This window comes from Serratia sp. ID 25-353 (assembly GCF_054792795.1).
Genome location: NZ_CM139236.1, coordinates 3,741,826 through 3,755,832, shown reverse-complemented (window position 1 = coordinate 3,755,832; position 14,007 = coordinate 3,741,826). Strand labels below are relative to the sequence as shown.

General features: G+C 59.9%; 15 protein-coding genes. 3 read left to right on the top strand and 12 right to left on the bottom strand.

Features of this window, described 5'->3' with window-relative positions; translation table 11 throughout:
• Positions 1-8 precede the first annotated feature (8 nt).
• The 10 genes from ACYF6X_RS18120 to phnF are packed head-to-tail and all read right to left on the bottom strand — an operon-like array spanning position 9 to position 7,517.
• Entirely contained in the window at positions 9-611 is a 603-nt protein-coding gene (locus ACYF6X_RS18120) for a DapH/DapD/GlmU-related protein (protein ID WP_130017365.1), read from the bottom strand.
• Positions 608-1,177, bottom strand: a complete 570-nt coding sequence (phnN, locus tag ACYF6X_RS18115; RefSeq protein WP_033636843.1) for a ribose 1,5-bisphosphokinase — start codon at positions 1,175-1,177, stop codon at positions 608-610. The genes ACYF6X_RS18120 and phnN overlap by 4 nt, the downstream gene beginning before the upstream one ends.
• On the bottom strand, positions 1,177-2,313 hold the full coding sequence (phnM, locus tag ACYF6X_RS18110) for an alpha-D-ribose 1-methylphosphonate 5-triphosphate diphosphatase (protein WP_015376433.1): 1,137 nt from the start codon (positions 2,311-2,313) through the stop codon (positions 1,177-1,179). Before phnM ends, phnN begins: the two co-directional genes overlap by 1 nt.
• Positions 2,313-3,017 (bottom strand): phosphonate C-P lyase system protein PhnL, encoded by a 705-nt coding sequence (gene phnL, locus ACYF6X_RS18105; protein ID WP_130017366.1) that lies wholly within the window; start codon positions 3,015-3,017, stop codon positions 2,313-2,315. The genes phnM and phnL overlap by 1 nt, the downstream gene beginning before the upstream one ends.
• 16 nt (positions 3,018-3,033) lie before the next feature.
• Positions 3,034-3,822: a phosphonate C-P lyase system protein PhnK gene (gene phnK, locus ACYF6X_RS18100; protein ID WP_038879071.1), complete on the bottom strand. Its 789-nt coding sequence runs from the start codon at positions 3,820-3,822 to the stop codon at positions 3,034-3,036.
• Positions 3,822-4,682 carry an alpha-D-ribose 1-methylphosphonate 5-phosphate C-P-lyase PhnJ gene (locus ACYF6X_RS18095; protein WP_004933420.1) on the bottom strand — a complete coding sequence of 287 codons (861 nt, stop codon included), beginning with the start codon at positions 4,680-4,682 and terminating at the stop codon, positions 3,822-3,824. The genes phnK and ACYF6X_RS18095 overlap by 1 nt, the downstream gene beginning before the upstream one ends.
• On the bottom strand, positions 4,675-5,760 hold the full coding sequence (locus ACYF6X_RS18090; protein WP_130017367.1) for a carbon-phosphorus lyase complex subunit: 1,086 nt from the start codon (positions 5,758-5,760) through the stop codon (positions 4,675-4,677). Before ACYF6X_RS18090 ends, ACYF6X_RS18095 begins: the two co-directional genes overlap by 8 nt.
• Entirely contained in the window at positions 5,760-6,341 is a 582-nt protein-coding gene (phnH, locus tag ACYF6X_RS18085; RefSeq protein ID WP_060428780.1) for a phosphonate C-P lyase system protein PhnH, read from the bottom strand. Before phnH ends, ACYF6X_RS18090 begins: the two co-directional genes overlap by 1 nt.
• 3 nt (positions 6,342-6,344) lie before the next feature.
• Positions 6,345-6,788, bottom strand: coding sequence for a phosphonate C-P lyase system protein PhnG (gene phnG, locus ACYF6X_RS18080; protein ID WP_019453314.1), 444 nt, complete (start codon positions 6,786-6,788; stop codon positions 6,345-6,347).
• Entirely contained in the window at positions 6,789-7,517 is a 729-nt protein-coding gene (gene phnF / locus ACYF6X_RS18075) for a phosphonate metabolism transcriptional regulator PhnF (RefSeq protein WP_015376439.1), read from the bottom strand.
• A gap of 227 nt (positions 7,518-7,744) precedes the next feature.
• Here phnF and ACYF6X_RS18070 point away from each other — a divergent pair, with 227 nt between their 5' ends.
• From ACYF6X_RS18070 to ACYF6X_RS18060, 3 genes are all read left to right on the top strand, one after another.
• On the top strand, positions 7,745-8,800 hold the full coding sequence (locus ACYF6X_RS18070) for a permease (protein ID WP_130017368.1): 1,056 nt from the start codon (positions 7,745-7,747) through the stop codon (positions 8,798-8,800).
• A 51-nt stretch (positions 8,801-8,851) separates the two neighbouring features.
• Complete coding sequence (locus ACYF6X_RS18065; RefSeq protein WP_130017369.1) at positions 8,852-9,034, top strand: hypothetical protein; 183 nt, start codon at positions 8,852-8,854, stop codon at positions 9,032-9,034.
• 349 nt (positions 9,035-9,383) lie between these two features.
• Entirely contained in the window at positions 9,384-11,732 is a 2,349-nt protein-coding gene (locus tag ACYF6X_RS18060; protein ID WP_130017454.1) for a KAP family P-loop NTPase fold protein, read from the top strand.
• Positions 11,733-11,930: 198 nt separating this feature from the next.
• Here the strand turns inward: ACYF6X_RS18060 and ACYF6X_RS18055 are convergent, their stop codons facing one another.
• Both ACYF6X_RS18055 and nrdG read right to left on the bottom strand, forming a co-directional pair.
• Positions 11,931-13,289 carry a hypothetical protein gene (locus ACYF6X_RS18055; RefSeq protein ID WP_130017455.1) on the bottom strand — a complete coding sequence of 453 codons (1,359 nt, stop codon included), beginning with the start codon at positions 13,287-13,289 and terminating at the stop codon, positions 11,931-11,933.
• Between the two features lie 216 nt (positions 13,290-13,505).
• Complete coding sequence (nrdG, locus tag ACYF6X_RS18050) at positions 13,506-13,970, bottom strand: anaerobic ribonucleoside-triphosphate reductase-activating protein (RefSeq protein WP_130017456.1); 465 nt, start codon at positions 13,968-13,970, stop codon at positions 13,506-13,508.
• Positions 13,971-14,007: the final 37 nt, after the last annotated feature.

The following is a 14,007-nucleotide window of genomic DNA, read 5'->3' as shown; positions in this document are numbered from 1 at the left end:
CCCCTCCGTTAAAGGTACTTCTGGGCAAAGCGGTTGATGTCGCGAAAATCCGCCAGCCGCGCCTGCAGCGTGGCGTGATCCCAGTGCCACCACTGGCTGCGTTCGATGCGTTCTATCAGCGCGTCGTCAAAGCGCATGCCGATCTTCTTGGCCGCCACGCCGGCGACGATGCTGTAGGGCTCCACGTCCTTGGTGACCACCGCCGCGCTGCCGATCACCGCGCCGTTGCCGATGCTGACGCCCGGCATCAGGATGGCGTTATGGCCGATCCACACGTCGTGGCCGACGGTGACGTGGTGCTCGCGCCGCCAGTCGAAGAACGCCGCGTCGTCTTCCCCCAGCCCGTATTCGGCGGCGCGGTAGGTGAAGTGGTGCTGCGCGACGCGCTGATAGGTCGGGTGGTTGCCGGGATTGATGCGCGCATAGGAGGCGATGGAGACGAACTTGCCTATAGTGGCGTAAAAGATCTGGTTGTGCCCGGCGGTGTAGGAGTAGTCCCCCATCTCCACCTCTTCCAGGATCGCATCGTCGGCCAGATGCACATATTGGCCGAGCCGGGTGCGGTTAAGGGTCACGTTGTCGCCGATTTTCGGCTGGGCAAAGTCGTTCATGGCGTCGCGTCCTGAGCTTGTCGGGTGGCGGTAGGCAGCAGCGCCAGCAGCGCCGCCAGGGTGTCGTCGAGTGGGCCGTCGTTGTGCAGCACCCGGCAGCCGGCGGGCAGACTCTGCTGATATTCCGCCGCCCGCGCCAGGCGCTGCTCGATCTGTTCGGCGCTTTCTCGTCCGCGATCCTGCAGGCGGCGGCGCAGGATAGCGGCGCTGACCTGCAGGCACACCGGCAGCAGCTGCGCGCCATAGCGCTGCTGCGCCTGCGGCAGGTGGGCGCGCGAACCGTTGACCGCCACGTCGATCCCCTGCAGCAGCCAAAGATCCACTTCGATCCCGAACGCGTAGCGCTGCTGGTGGGCCTGCCAGTCGAGCGCGAACAGCCCCTTGGCGCGGCGGCGCAGAAATTCCGGTTCGCTCAGCGCGATGTGATTCTCGCAGCCGGCGTCCGCCGGCCGGGTGATGTAACGGTGCGCCACCAGCGGCGCGCGGTCGGCGTCGGCCCGCAGCGCGGCCAGCAGGCTGTCCTTGCCTGCGCCGGAAGGCCCCATCAGGTAGATGAGCCGCGCCATCAGAACACCTGCCTGCCCTGACGCCACACGTTCTGCACGTAAACGTGCTCACCGTGCGGCCGCGCCAGCACCAGATCCGCCCGCAGCCCTTCGGCGAGGGTGCCGCGATCCTGCAGATCCAGCGCCCGCGCCGGGTTGCGGGTGATCATGCGCACCGCCTGGGGCAGATCGTAGGCGTTGCGTTCGTCCGCCGCGAGGCGAAACGCCGCGTCCAGCAGGCTGGCCGGGTAATAATCGGAAGAGAGGATATCCAGCACCCCCAGCGCCGCCAGATGGTGCGCCGCCACGTTGCCGGAGTGGGAGCCGCCGCGCACGATGTTCGGCGCGCCCATCAGCACCTGCAGGCCCTGCTGGTGCGAGGCGCGGGCGGCCGCCTCGGTGGTGGGGAACTCGGCGATGGCGCTGCCCAGCGCGCAGGACTCGGCCACGTGCGCGGCGGTGGCGTCGTCATGGCTGGCCAGCGAGATGCGGCGCGCGCGGCAATGGGCGGCGATCGCCTCGCGGTTCGGCGCGGCCCAGCGGGCGGACAGGGCGACCTGCTGCTCCTCGTACTCGCTCATCTGCTGGTCGTTGAGGTGATATTTGCCCTGATAATATTCGCGGTATTTTTCGCGCGAGGCGAACTGGCGCTGGCCCGGCGAGTGGTCCATCAGCGACACCAGCGACACGCCCGGCTTGTCCATCAGCTGTTCGAACAGCGGCAGGGTGCTCTCGTGCGGCAGCTCGCAGCGCAGGTGCAGCCGGTGCTCGGCGCGGTTCACCCCGGCGCGCTGGCTGTGGATCACCGCGTCGATCATCTTCTGCAGGTTTTCCAGCCGGTGGCCGCCGTCGCGTACGTCGCCGATCGCCACCGCGTCCAATACCGTGGTGATGCCGTTGGCCACCATCAGCGCGTCGTGGCTGCTCATCGCCGAATGGGCCGGCCAGTCGACGTTCGGGCGCGGGGTGAAGAACTTGTCCAGGTTGTCGGTATGCAGCTCGATCAGCCCCGGCAGCAGCCAGCCGCCGTCGCCGTCCAGCGCCTGCGGCAGCCGGCTCGGGCCGTCGGCGAAGCTGCGGATCACGCCGTCCTGCATCTCCAGCGAGCCTTGCACCACCTGGTCATCCAGCACCAGCTTAACGTTATTGACGATCATCAGAGGGCCTCCAGCGCCTGCGGCGCCTGCATGTCATAAAGCCGGTCGGCGACCTGTTGGCGGACGCCTTCATCGTGAAAAATGCCGACGATCGCCGCGCCGCGCGCCTTGGCGCGTTCGATAAGCTGCACCACCGCCGCGCTGTTGCGGCTGTCGAGCGAGGCGGTCGGTTCGTCCAGCAACAGAATGGGGTAATCGACGATAAAGCCGCGCGCGATGTTCACCCGCTGCTGTTCGCCGCCGGAGAAGGTGGACGGCGCCAGCGGCCACAGGCGCGGCGGCACGTTGAGCGCTGCGAGCAGCGCTTCGGCGCGGTCACGGCACTCGGCGCGCTCGACGCCCTGTTCCAGCAGCGGCTGCATCACCACCTCCAGCGCGCTGATGCGCGGGATCACCCGCAGGAACTGGCTGACCCAGCCCAGCGTATGGCGGCGCACCGCCAGAATTTGACGCGCATCGGCGCTGACCATGTCCAGCCAGTCGCCCTGGTGGTTGATCCAGATATGGCCGCTGTCCGGCAGGTAGTTGGCGTACAGCGAGCGCAGCAGGGTGGATTTGCCGCTGCCGGAGTGGCCGTGCAGCACCACGCATTCGCCGCCGTGGACCGTCAGGTTGGCGTCGTGCAGCACCGGCAGGCGGGTGCCGTACTGCTGGTGCAGCACAAAGGTTTTACTGAGATGTTCAACTCGGATTTGCATAGTCATCTGTTATCGCCTTGGGTTACGACAGCACCGAAGAAACCAGCAGCTGGGTGTAGGGGTGGTGCGGATCGTCCAGCACCCGGTCGGTCAGGCCGCTCTCCACCACTTCGCCCTGTTTCATCACCAGCAGGCGGTGGGCCAGCAGCCGCGCTACGCCGAGATCGTGGGTGACGATCACCGCCGCCAGCTGCATTTCCACCACCAGGTTGCGCAGCAGATCGAGCAGGCGCGCCTGCACCGACACGTCCAGTCCGCCGGTCGGCTCATCCATAAACACCAGCTTGGGGTGGGTCACCAGATTGCGGGCGATCTGCAGCCGCTGCTGCATGCCGCCGGAGAAGGTGGTCGGCAGATCGTCGAGGCGCGACAGCGGGATTTCGACGTCTTCCAGCCACTGGCCGGCCTGGCGGCGAATGTCGCCATAGTGGCGCTGGCCGATGGCCATCAGCCGTTCGCCGATGTTGCCGCCGGCGGAGACCTGCGGCCGCAGCCCGTCGAGCGGGTGTTGGTGCACTACGCCCCAGTCGGTGCGCAGCAGGCGGCGGCGATCGCTCTCCGCCATGGCGTACAGATCCTGTTCCTGGCCCGCCTGCGGGCGGTAAAGGATCTGCCCGCGCTGCGGTGCCAGCCGCGCCGAGATCGATTTCAGCAGCGTGGTTTTGCCGGAGCCGGATTCGCCGACGATGCCCAGCACTTCGCCGGGGTAGATGTCGAACGACACGTCGCTGAAGCCCTTGCCGGGGGCGTACAGGTGGGTGAGCCGGTTCACCGACAGCAGCGGGGTGGTGCTCAAAGGGGTGGAAGTCATCAGTGCTGCGCCTCTTGCGAAGATTGCGCCAGCTGCTGCCGGCAGTAGTCGGTGTCCGAACAGACGAACATGCGGTTGCCCCGATCGTCGAGCACCACCTCGTCCAGGTAGCTGTGGCGCGAACCGCACAGCGCGCAGGGTTCGTCCCACTGCTGCACGCTAAACGGGTGGTCGTCGAAGTCCAGGCTCTCCACCTTGGTGAACGGCGGCAGGGCGTAGATGCGTTTCTCGCGCCCGGCGCCGAACAGCTGCAGCGCCGGCATCATGTGCATTTTCGGGTTGTCGAATTTCGGGATCGGCGACGGATCCATCACGTAGCGATCGTTGACCTTCACCGGGTAGGCGTAGGTGGTGGCGATATGGCCGTAGCGCGCGATGTCTTCATACAGCTTCACCTGCATCACGCCGTACTCCTCCAGCGCGTGCATCTTGCGGGTCTCGGTTTCGCGCGGTTCGATAAAGCGCAGCGGCTCCGGGATCGGCACCTGATAGATCAGGATCTGGTCTTCGCGCAGTGCGGTTTCCGGAATGCGGTGACGGGTCTGGATCAGCGTGGCCTCCGGCGTGCGCTCGGTGGTTTCCACCCCGGCGACACGCTGGAAGAAGCGGCGGATCGACACCGCGTTGGTGGTGTCGTCGGCGCCCTGGTCGATCACCTTCAGCACGTCGGCGCGGCCGATAACGCTGGCGGTGAGCTGAATGCCGCCGGTGCCCCAGCCGTAGGGCATCGGCATCTCGCGGCCGCCGAACGGCACCTGATAGCCGGGGATCGCCACCGCCTTGAGGATGGCGCGGCGGATCATGCGCTTGGTCTGCTCGTCCAGATAGCCGAGGTTATAGCCGGTCAATACTTCACTCATCGCGGGCCTCCTGACGCTCGCTGTATTCCTGTCGCAGCCGCTTGAGCAGTTCCAGTTCGGCCTGGAAGTCGACGTAGTGCGGCAGCTTGAGATGGGAGACGAACCCGGCGGCCTCGACGTTGTCGGCGTGGGCCAGCACGAACTCTTCGTCCTGCGCCGGGCCGGCGACGCCTTCGCCGTAGTCGGGGCTTTGCAATGCGCGGTCCACCAGCGCCATCGCCATCGCCTTGCGTTCGGCGCGGCCGAACACCAGCCCGTAACCGCGGGTGAAGTGCGGCGGGTGGTCCTGCGGATCGATGAAGCCGTTGACCATTTCGCACTCGGTCAGCAGGATTTCGCCGATATCGATGGCGAAACCGAGCTCTTCAGGCACGATCTCCACCGAAACGTGGCCGGTGCGGATCTCGCCGGCGAACGGGTGGTTGCGGCCGTAGCCGCGCTGGGTGGCGTAGCCGAGCGCCAGCAGAAAACCTTCGTCGCCGCGCACCAGCTGCTGCAGGCGCGCCGAGCGCGAGCAGGGGTAAACCGGCGGGTTGCGGGTGATGTCGTCCGGCGTACTGCCGTCGTCCTGTTCCTCCCGCGCCAGCTGTTGGCGACACAACAGATCGAACACGTGGCTGCAGTTGTCCGGCAGCGGTTCGTCGGCCTGCGGCGCACGCGGCGCCTCGCCTTCCGCCAGCAGCGCGAAGTCCAGCAGCCGGTGGGTGTAGTCGTAGGTCGGCCCCAGCACCTGTCCGCCGGGCAAGTCCTTGTAAACCGCCGAGATGCGCCGCTCCAGCCGCATGTTTTCGCTGGCCAGCGGCTCGCTGACCGCCAGGCGCGGCAGGGTGGTGCGATAGGCGCGCAGCAGGAAGATCGCCTCCACCAGATCGCCGCTGGCCTGTTTGATGGCCAGCGCCGCCAGCTCGCGATCGTAGATGCCGCCTTCGGTCATCACCCGATCCACCGCCAGCCCCAGCTGCTGTTCGATTTGTTCCGCGCCGATCGCCGGCAGCGCGTCGTCGCCGCGCCGCAGCTGTTCCTGCAGCTGATGGGCGGCCTCAATGGCTTTTTCGCCCCCTTTTACCGCTACGTACATCAGCACACCTCCACGCGGGTGGTCCGCGGGATCGCCAGCAGGCGATCGCCGCAGGTCAGCAAAATATCCAGCCCCAGCGGGAAGCGCTGCGGGCGGTTGACCAGGTAATCCAGCAGCGCCGGCGGCAGGCGTGGCGCGATCAGGCGTTGGCTCTCGATGCCGGGGCCGGTCAGGCGCAGCGCGGCGCCGTTCTCCAGCTCGCCGAGCTGCACGATGACCGTGGCGCCAAACTCCGGTGAGATTTCCGTGCCGTGCGGCAACGCCTGCAGATCGGCGGCCTGCAGCTGCTCATCGAACAGGGCAAAACAGACCTCTTGCGCCGTGGCGGCCAGCGGCGCGCCGCTGTGAAAACGAATGTTTGTTAGCACTTGCTCACTTTTAAGCGCCGCGCACAGCTGCAGCGGTGTTTCCTGATCGGCCAGCGTCAGCAGCGCGGCGGTGCTGGCGGCGTTCAGCGGTGCCCAGGCCGGGCCGTTCGGCAGCGTCACCCGGTGGCCCGGTTCGCTCAAAGCTTTAAGAATCAAACGAAAAGCGTGCTGCGATTGGTCTATCGGTTGCTCAAAACCGGTCAATAAACTCATGGCTTAATCCCCTCGCACCAGCGTAAAGAAGTCCACCCGGCTGGCGGCGATCGCCCGGGCGCGCAGCTGGCGCTGTTCGTGCTGCAGCGCGGCCAGCGGCGCGATCAGCTGTTGTTGCAGGCGCTCGCCGTGTTCCGGCTGTTGCAGCAGCGCATCGGCCAGCGCACACAGCTCGGCGTGCGCCTTGTCGCGCCCGGCGATATAGCTGTAGCCGTAGCCGCCGTTGTCCAGCTGCACCACCGCGCGGGTGACCGTCATGTCCCCCAGCACGAAGCGGCGGCCGGTGGCGCCCATGCGCCCCTGCAGCTGGGCCAGGCCGATCTCCGGCGCGCGGATGCTGCGGTAACCCGGGCTGAGGTTCAGCGCCTGCCAGTGGCTGCGCAGTTGCTCGGGCCGGCTGTGCGCCAGCACCGACATCCAGCGTTGTCTCGACTCTAAGGCTTGCATTCAGTGCTCCATCGTCAGTTCAATCATGTCGGCGCGGGCCAGGCTGACGGAGTATTCCGCCACGTCTTCGCCGCCGCTACGGACGTTAAGGGTGCGCACGCACAGCAGCGGCGCGTGGGTGGCGATTTCCAGCAGCCGGCTCTCTTTGGCCTGCGCGCGGCGCGCGCTGATGCGCGTCTGGCGACGGGTCAGCGGCTGCTGGAGGTGCTGTTCGATAAACTGGTGCAGCGAACCGCTGTGGAACTGCTGCAGCGCCGGCCACCAGTCCAGATCGGGCAGATAATGGTCGATCACGCTCATCGGCACGCCGTTGACCCGGCGCAGGGTGCGCAGGTGGATCACCATTTCGCCTTCTTCACGCGAGAGTGCGCTGGCGACATGCCCGTTGCACGGGCGCAAGACAGCGAGTAAGCGCTCACTGGTGGGGTGGCTGCCCTGCTCGAACAGGTTCTGGCTGAAGCGGGTATTGGCGTGCAGCGGGTAGTCGTAAGGCCGCATCAGCACCAGAATGCCGACGCCGTGGCGGCGCTGCAGCCAGCCGCGCTCTACCAGCTGATCCACCGCGCGGCGCAGGGTGTGGCGATTGACCTGGTAACGTTCGGCCAGCTGCTGTTCCGAAGGCAGGTAGTCGCCGCAGCGGTACTGCGTGCGCAGCTCCTGTTCCAGCTGCGCGGCGATCTGCTGATAGCGGGTGGGGTAAGTGGTCGGATGTCTAGATAACTCCATCATAATAAAAACCTCGTCATACCGATGGCTGTGCGATGAAGGCGGAAGCGGTGCGTTTCATCGTGCGTCTACCCTGTGGTTTTCAAGTTGGCATCATGGTGCCGGGCGCAGATGACAATCGCGTTACGCATCGGTGGCGAACAGATGAACTATTTAGGACAGCCCGGGCGTGCACGGGCGGCGGCGGCGCGCTATGCTGGCGCCACTGTTGACTGACTCTGGCCGCTACCATGCCGCAACCTCTGAACGCCCCTGAACCCGCCCCACGCGCCTGGCCGCTGTGGAAACCGATCCTGTTTCTGCTGGTGGTGGCCGTCGGCCTCTACTACGTCAAATGGCAGCCTTACTACGGCAAGGCCTTCGTGGCGGCGGACAGCCACTCGATCGGCAAATCGATCCTGGCCGATGGCGCCGCGAGCCCCTGGCTGGCGGCCTGGCAGTACGCGCTGGTCTACTTCACCGCGGTGTGGAAGGCCGCGCTGCTCGGGGTGCTGTTAGGTTCGCTGGTGCAGGTGCTGATCCCGCGCGACTGGCTGGCGCGCACGCTCGGCCACCGGCGTTTTTCCGGCACCGTGCTGGGGGCGCTGATCGCGCTGCCGGGCATGATGTGTACCTGCTGCGCCGCACCGGTCGCCGCCGGCATGCGCCGCCAGTCGGTGTCCAGCGGCGCCGCGCTGGCTTTTTGGCTCGCCAACCCGGTATTGAACCCGGCGACGTTGGTGTTTATGGGATTTGTGCTCGGTTGGCCGTTCGCCGCCATCCGCCTGGTGGCGGGCGTGGTGATGGTGCTGGGCATCGCTTGGCTGGTGCAGCGCGTGACCGCCAACGATCCGCAGCCCGCCGCGCCGCAGCCGCCGCTGATGACGGCGCAGAGCGACGAGCGGCCGTTTCTCGCCCGCTGGGGCAAAGCGCTGTGGGCGCTGTTTTGGTCAACCATCCCGATCTACGTGCTGGCGGTGCTGGCGCTGGGCGCGGCGCGGGTCTGGCTGTTCCCGCACGCCGACGGCGCCGTCGACAATAGCCTGCTGTGGATCATCGGCCTGGCGATCGTCGGCTGCCTGTTTGTTATCCCCACCGCGGCGGAAATCCCGATCGTACAGACCATGATGCTGGCGGGCATGGGCGCCGGCCCGGCGCTGGCGCTGCTGATGACCCTGCCGGCGGTCAGCCTACCTTCGCTGCTGATGCTCAACAAAGCCTTCTCCGCCCGGGCGCTGCGCCTGACGGCGGCGCTGGTGGCGCTGTGCGGCGTGCTGACCGGCGTGGTGGGGATGGGGTTGGTGTAACTTGCCGCTGCTGATGTGTGGCCTGATGCTGTCTCAATGGAGGAGATGGAAATGGAACAGCGGAATAAACTTGAAATGGACGTAGAGGCGATGTTGCTGGAGCAAGCGTTGCGTGAAAGGGTGGATGCCGCCCTTGAACGCTTAAGAAACGGCACCGCGGTTTATCTCAGCCATTCGGAGGTAGAAAAACGAATGGCTATATTCAAAGCGAAGATCCGGGAGCGTTATCGGTGAGGGGGGGAGGGGGTTGGTTCAGGGCTGGGGTGGCAGGTTCTAAAGGTAGAACAGGTGGGCAGCTTTGAACGAGAAGCGGAAGTTCGGAATGCATACTTACATTGAAGTATCTTGAGCTATAGAGAGTAGGTCACTGGTGCTAACTTACACTTGCCAGCTTCTCCTTAGTATTCTCGCTTAGTTGATGTAGTTGCCCGATCTCCATTCATGTTGAGAAGACAAAACCGCTATACTGGCTTGCAATTGCAGCAGCGAGCTATCTTCAGTTAGCTGGCGTAGACAAAGTTCAACCAGTGAAGCTTCTAGCAATAGGACGATTAATACCTGCATCCTTGGGAGATGGTGTGCGATGAATAAGCTGTTGTTCCGTCTGGCGGCATGGCGCGCTCGTCGTCGCGCTAAGCCTAATGCTGATGCCGTAAGGAACGAGCGGCCGGACAGAGGGATTGGGGCTGAAGCTCCGATTCGGACAGCATCCGAAGATCGCCTTAGAAGGGCTGAATTCGCGGTTCGCATAGCCGACGTACTTTCGGAGCTTAGTTTGCGCGAAGGGCGTGTGTTCGCTATTCGTGGGGGATGGGGCTTTGGCAAATCATCACTGAAAAACCTCATCACCGAACGGCTCGATGCCAAGAGCAGCGGAGCGGACTGGCTCGACTTTAACCCCTGGCAATGGGGGGATGGCGACGCAATCGCTCGCGCGCTATTTGGCCAGATAGCAGATCGCTTGGGAGGCGAGCATTCGAAAGCAGCACTCGACCGTGCCGAAGCACTGCGACGCTACGGCGCGATCCTTACCGGGGTCAGTAAACCTCTTAAAGAGGCTGGGAGTTCAGGCCTTCTAATCTCGACGGTGCTAACAAATGCCTCGGTTATAGCGATCGCGTCGGCAATTGGATACGACCTTCCGACGGTCGCAAAGGTCGCGGCTGTTCTCGCTTTTCTCTCGGTCGGAGTACCTCTTCTCGGACGCGTACTATCGCATCTCGGGCGTGACCATAGCGGCGAGTCTCTCGACAAGGTACGTAGAGCGCTTGAAGCTCGTCTTCGCGAACTTGACCGGCCGCTGGTTGTCTTCGTTGACGACATCGACCGGCTCGAGCCTGAGCAGATCAGGATGCTGCTTCGGCAGGTAAAAGCGAATGCTAATCTACCGAATATTGTTTTTGTGCTCCTGTTCCAGCCCAGTATCGTAGAACGAGCATTAGATCCGGTTGCCGACAACGACGGCCGAGCCTTCCTTGAAAAGGTCGTGCAGACTAGCTTTGATTTACCGGCCGTACCGACATCTTTCGTGCATCGTATGTTCGAGGAGGAACTCTCTGAAATAGCGGGTCCCTACGCGACTGAGGCCAACGGGTTCTCTCAGAGACGTTGGGGTAACGCTTTCATTGGCTGCATCCAGCCTATGCTTCGCAATATACGCGACGCTCGCCGTCTCATCTCGTCCATTGCTATACATATGCCACTGCATGTGGTCGGCAACGTATTCGAGGTGAACATTGTTGATTTTCTGCTTCTGGAGACACTCAGGGTCTTTGAGCCAGACCTCCATGATGCACTGTTCCGTGAGCGAGGATTGGTTCTCCAGGAAGGGCGCTACTCCCGTGATAGCCGACGGAAGATAGACCAGGAATCAGCGAAGGTACTTCTTGAGATTGTGTCGGAGCAGCGCCGTGATATTGTTCGTGACGCGCTTAAAGACTTATTCCCTCCCCTCGAATGGGCATATGGGGGGATGAATTATGCAGACGGTTTTCATCGTCAGTGGTTAACGGAGAAACGAGTGTGCACATCGCGATACTTCCCACGTTACTTCGAACTCCAGACGACAGTCGGAGAAATATCTGAGCGCCGCTTCGTTGACTTTCTCGATGCTACAGCGACAGAGGACGAGCTCTCTGCGGCAATCGCTGCCGTCGAAGCTGACGGCCTGCTGAATTCGCTCGTTGCGAGGCTCGACGAATCCGTCGACCGATTACCGACCGAGAACGCTGCTGTTCTGCTCCCGGGGATGTTCGGACTCGCTGAAAAACTTGCAGGCAAGAACAGCGGCACCTTCAATTCGTCATATGTGGCAGCATGGCGTGCAACAAGTTGGTACCTGAAGCGGATTCCTGAGGATGTTCGAGGCGGTTTGGCTCTTGAAGCACTCCGTAAAAGTGAAGCGCTATCCGTTGCCTCAATCCTGATTCATCTCAGCGATCCCACCGATCCCACCGATCGGAATGAGGGCGAGAGTAGAGCGTTCGAGCCAGCGTTAGATCTTAACACCGTTGTGGCAATGAAGACTGAATGGCTACGGTTGATAAGGATCCACGCAGCAGACGGCGATGCGCTGATTGCTGAACCGGATCTCATATACCTGCTCTATCGCTGGAAAAACTATACCGATTCAATGGACGAACCACGAGAGTGGATGATGAATGCAATTCAAACCGACCAGGGCTTCGCAACCATGGTCACACGCTTGATGAGCCGTGGTACAAGCCACACGTATGGTGATAGGGTCTCTACGCCCCACAATAGTTTCAACAAAGAAACAATTGACGATTTTATCGGTATTGATGTTGCTAAGGCTAGGATTGACTCGATTAATCCTGACCAGTTCCCTGAGCACGAAGAAGCCCTGCGAGTGCTGCTTAGGCATCTAGAAAGGTGGCTTGGGTTGAGAGCAAACGACATTCTCGATTTTTAGATCGTTGGAACAGCAACAGCCTCAAGCAAGGAGTTCTGCTGTAAATCTCTCACCTAAGTGGACTATGCGCTTTTAGATATCTGACCTAACGTGCCATAACGTCCGCGATGTCCGCTTCTGGCACAGAGTGGGCAAGCTAATGGAGCTAAAGGTCCGCTGTGAGCGAGAAGCGGACGCTCATGAAAAATTAAAGCATTTTCATATTATAATTTCTGACGTGTCTTCTGTTATAGGGGGAGTATTAAATTCCACCACTAGTCTACCATCAATTACATGATAATGAGTTGCATTTGGTAATATATCTATTGGGAAAGGGTATAAAGCATTAGGGTTATGATAAACGACAAAACCTTCATCCCAAGTCTCGATATATTCTGGGGTCGGAACTATTTTTGTAATGAGTTCAAATTCCCAAGTGTGAATATTAGGCGACTTTACTGTGCGTCTGATTTTATAATTATTGTCATTAAAACCATCTTTCAATCCCATCCGGTTAAATTTGTCAATATCATTCGATGGGGAAAAGAATATTGCGCTAATATTTTCAGCCCCTTCTAACTCAAAAAAACCCGATGGAACTTCTTTTGTTCCCCAGATATGATGACCAATATTTTCACGTTGTTCAACACCATTGGATGTAACTTTTTGTTGAAAACCATAAAGGTATAATGGCAATGCGTCATGACTAACATTACCAGCACCTTTGAATTGACAATCAGCTATAGCGATTGCAAATGGTCTTCCAGAAACATGCTCTTGCTCCCAATATTTCTTTTTTAGTTTTGCAAGCAAAGGGCCAGAATATCGAGTTGGAAAGTAATTTACCAAAAGATTATTGTATTCATCTATGTTTTCTCTGTTTACTTCTGGCATTGGGATTGGTTGACCTGTACGATCTACCGGTTTATTGACAGTAGTCGCCTCGATTGAGAATGGTATGCTGTTGAATCCATTTATATAGGATAAATTAAAATCTGGAGCATTGAATGAAGTATCAAAAACACAGTCATTTTCAGTAAATATACAGTAAAGAAGTACTTCCCAGATCCTTTGATTAAACCCAGTTGTTTGAAATTGCTCTACAAAATTACCATCTATATCAGTATACCATCTCATTAACGGTTCTATAATGTTTTTGGCCGCTGAGTATGCTGGTGAGTCCTTTACTAACATAAAGTCGGGGTTGATATTTCTCTTTTCAATATCAATAAAAAAATCCATTGTTTTAGTATTCTCATCGCCTTGCACCCCTTTTTCATCAGCGGATGGATGTAGTTCGCGTATTTTGTTTAATAAACATTTCTTTGTTTTAGCTCTGTTATCGTAAAATTTAGTAATGCCAATAAAACGATATTTTTTATTTAGATCTCGAGCGAATGCAATCCCAACATATTCGTTATCGATAGTATCTAGCAATAGCACTCCTAATATTTTCCCGTCAGAGGTTTCAAACCACTCTAACTCATTAGAATGAGATTTAACTCGTGGGTTTCTAGCATAAGTAGCGAGTGCATTGAATCTTGAATAGCTTATTGGATTGATGACTATTGGTTCCATGTATAACCTCGGATATGTCAAAAGTTCAGAAATTATAGTCATTTATAAATTTAACACAAAAATAATACATTTATTTTTTAACATCAGATAAACGGAATCTGGATTAACGCCGTCCGCTTTTGGCACAAAGCAGCCTATCAGATCAGGTTTAGCTCCATACTGTAGCCATACCCGGTTGAACTTGGGCCAACACATCTTGCGATGAGCACTATCAGCTCATCGTAACCTATGCACCACCTGGTTGCTGCTGCCGCGCCAAATCAGCGCTGGGTCTTTCAAATCCTGCACGAACTTGCCGTCGATCAGCACGTTGATCCTGTCCACCACCTGCATTTGCTGTGCGTCCAGCTCCGCCAGCCGGTAGCCGGTCCACAGCCAGATATCCTTGCCGGGGCATTCGGCGCGCACCCGTTTCACCAACTGCAATATGCTCGGCACGTTGGCCGGGTGCAGCGGATCGCCGCCGGAGAGCGACAGCCCCTGGCGCGGCACGCGCGGATCGTTCAGATCGGTGATGATGCGGTCTTCCAGCGCCGGGGTAAACGGCTGGCCGGAGTTGAGCCGCCAGGTGCTTTTGTTGTAGCAACCGGGGCACTGGTGCACGCAGCCGGCGACAAACAGCGTGCAGCGGGTGCCGGGGCCGTTGACGACGTCAATCGGGTAGTACTGGTGATAATTCATGTGAGGCCTGCCCATCAGGCTATTTTACTGGCCATTT

Coding starts and splice junctions, on each gene's coding strand:
- ACYF6X_RS18095 (WP_004933420.1), bottom strand. CDS start 4,682: ATGAGTGAAGTATTGACCGGCTATAACCTCGGCTATCTGGACGAGCAG.
- phnL (WP_130017366.1), bottom strand. CDS start 3,017: ATGACTATGCAAATCCGAGTTGAACATCTCAGTAAAACCTTTGTGCTG.
- ACYF6X_RS18120 (WP_130017365.1), bottom strand. CDS start 611: ATGAACGACTTTGCCCAGCCGAAAATCGGCGACAACGTGACCCTTAAC.
- ACYF6X_RS18055 (WP_130017455.1), bottom strand. CDS start 13,289: ATGGAACCAATAGTCATCAATCCAATAAGCTATTCAAGATTCAATGCA.
- phnH (WP_060428780.1), bottom strand. CDS start 6,341: ATGAGTTTATTGACCGGTTTTGAGCAACCGATAGACCAATCGCAGCAC.
- ACYF6X_RS18090 (WP_130017367.1), bottom strand. CDS start 5,760: ATGTACGTAGCGGTAAAAGGGGGCGAAAAAGCCATTGAGGCCGCCCAT.
- ACYF6X_RS18070 (WP_130017368.1), top strand. CDS start 7,745: ATGCCGCAACCTCTGAACGCCCCTGAACCCGCCCCACGCGCCTGGCCG.
- phnG (WP_019453314.1), bottom strand. CDS start 6,788: ATGCAAGCCTTAGAGTCGAGACAACGCTGGATGTCGGTGCTGGCGCAC.
- phnF (WP_015376439.1), bottom strand. CDS start 7,517: ATGATGGAGTTATCTAGACATCCGACCACTTACCCCACCCGCTATCAG.
- ACYF6X_RS18065 (WP_130017369.1), top strand. CDS start 8,852: ATGGAACAGCGGAATAAACTTGAAATGGACGTAGAGGCGATGTTGCTG.
- phnN (WP_033636843.1), bottom strand. CDS start 1,177: ATGGCGCGGCTCATCTACCTGATGGGGCCTTCCGGCGCAGGCAAGGAC.
- phnK (WP_038879071.1), bottom strand. CDS start 3,822: ATGACTTCCACCCCTTTGAGCACCACCCCGCTGCTGTCGGTGAACCGG.
- phnM (WP_015376433.1), bottom strand. CDS start 2,313: ATGATCGTCAATAACGTTAAGCTGGTGCTGGATGACCAGGTGGTGCAA.
- ACYF6X_RS18060 (WP_130017454.1), top strand. CDS start 9,384: ATGAATAAGCTGTTGTTCCGTCTGGCGGCATGGCGCGCTCGTCGTCGC.
- nrdG (WP_130017456.1), bottom strand. CDS start 13,970: ATGAATTATCACCAGTACTACCCGATTGACGTCGTCAACGGCCCCGGC.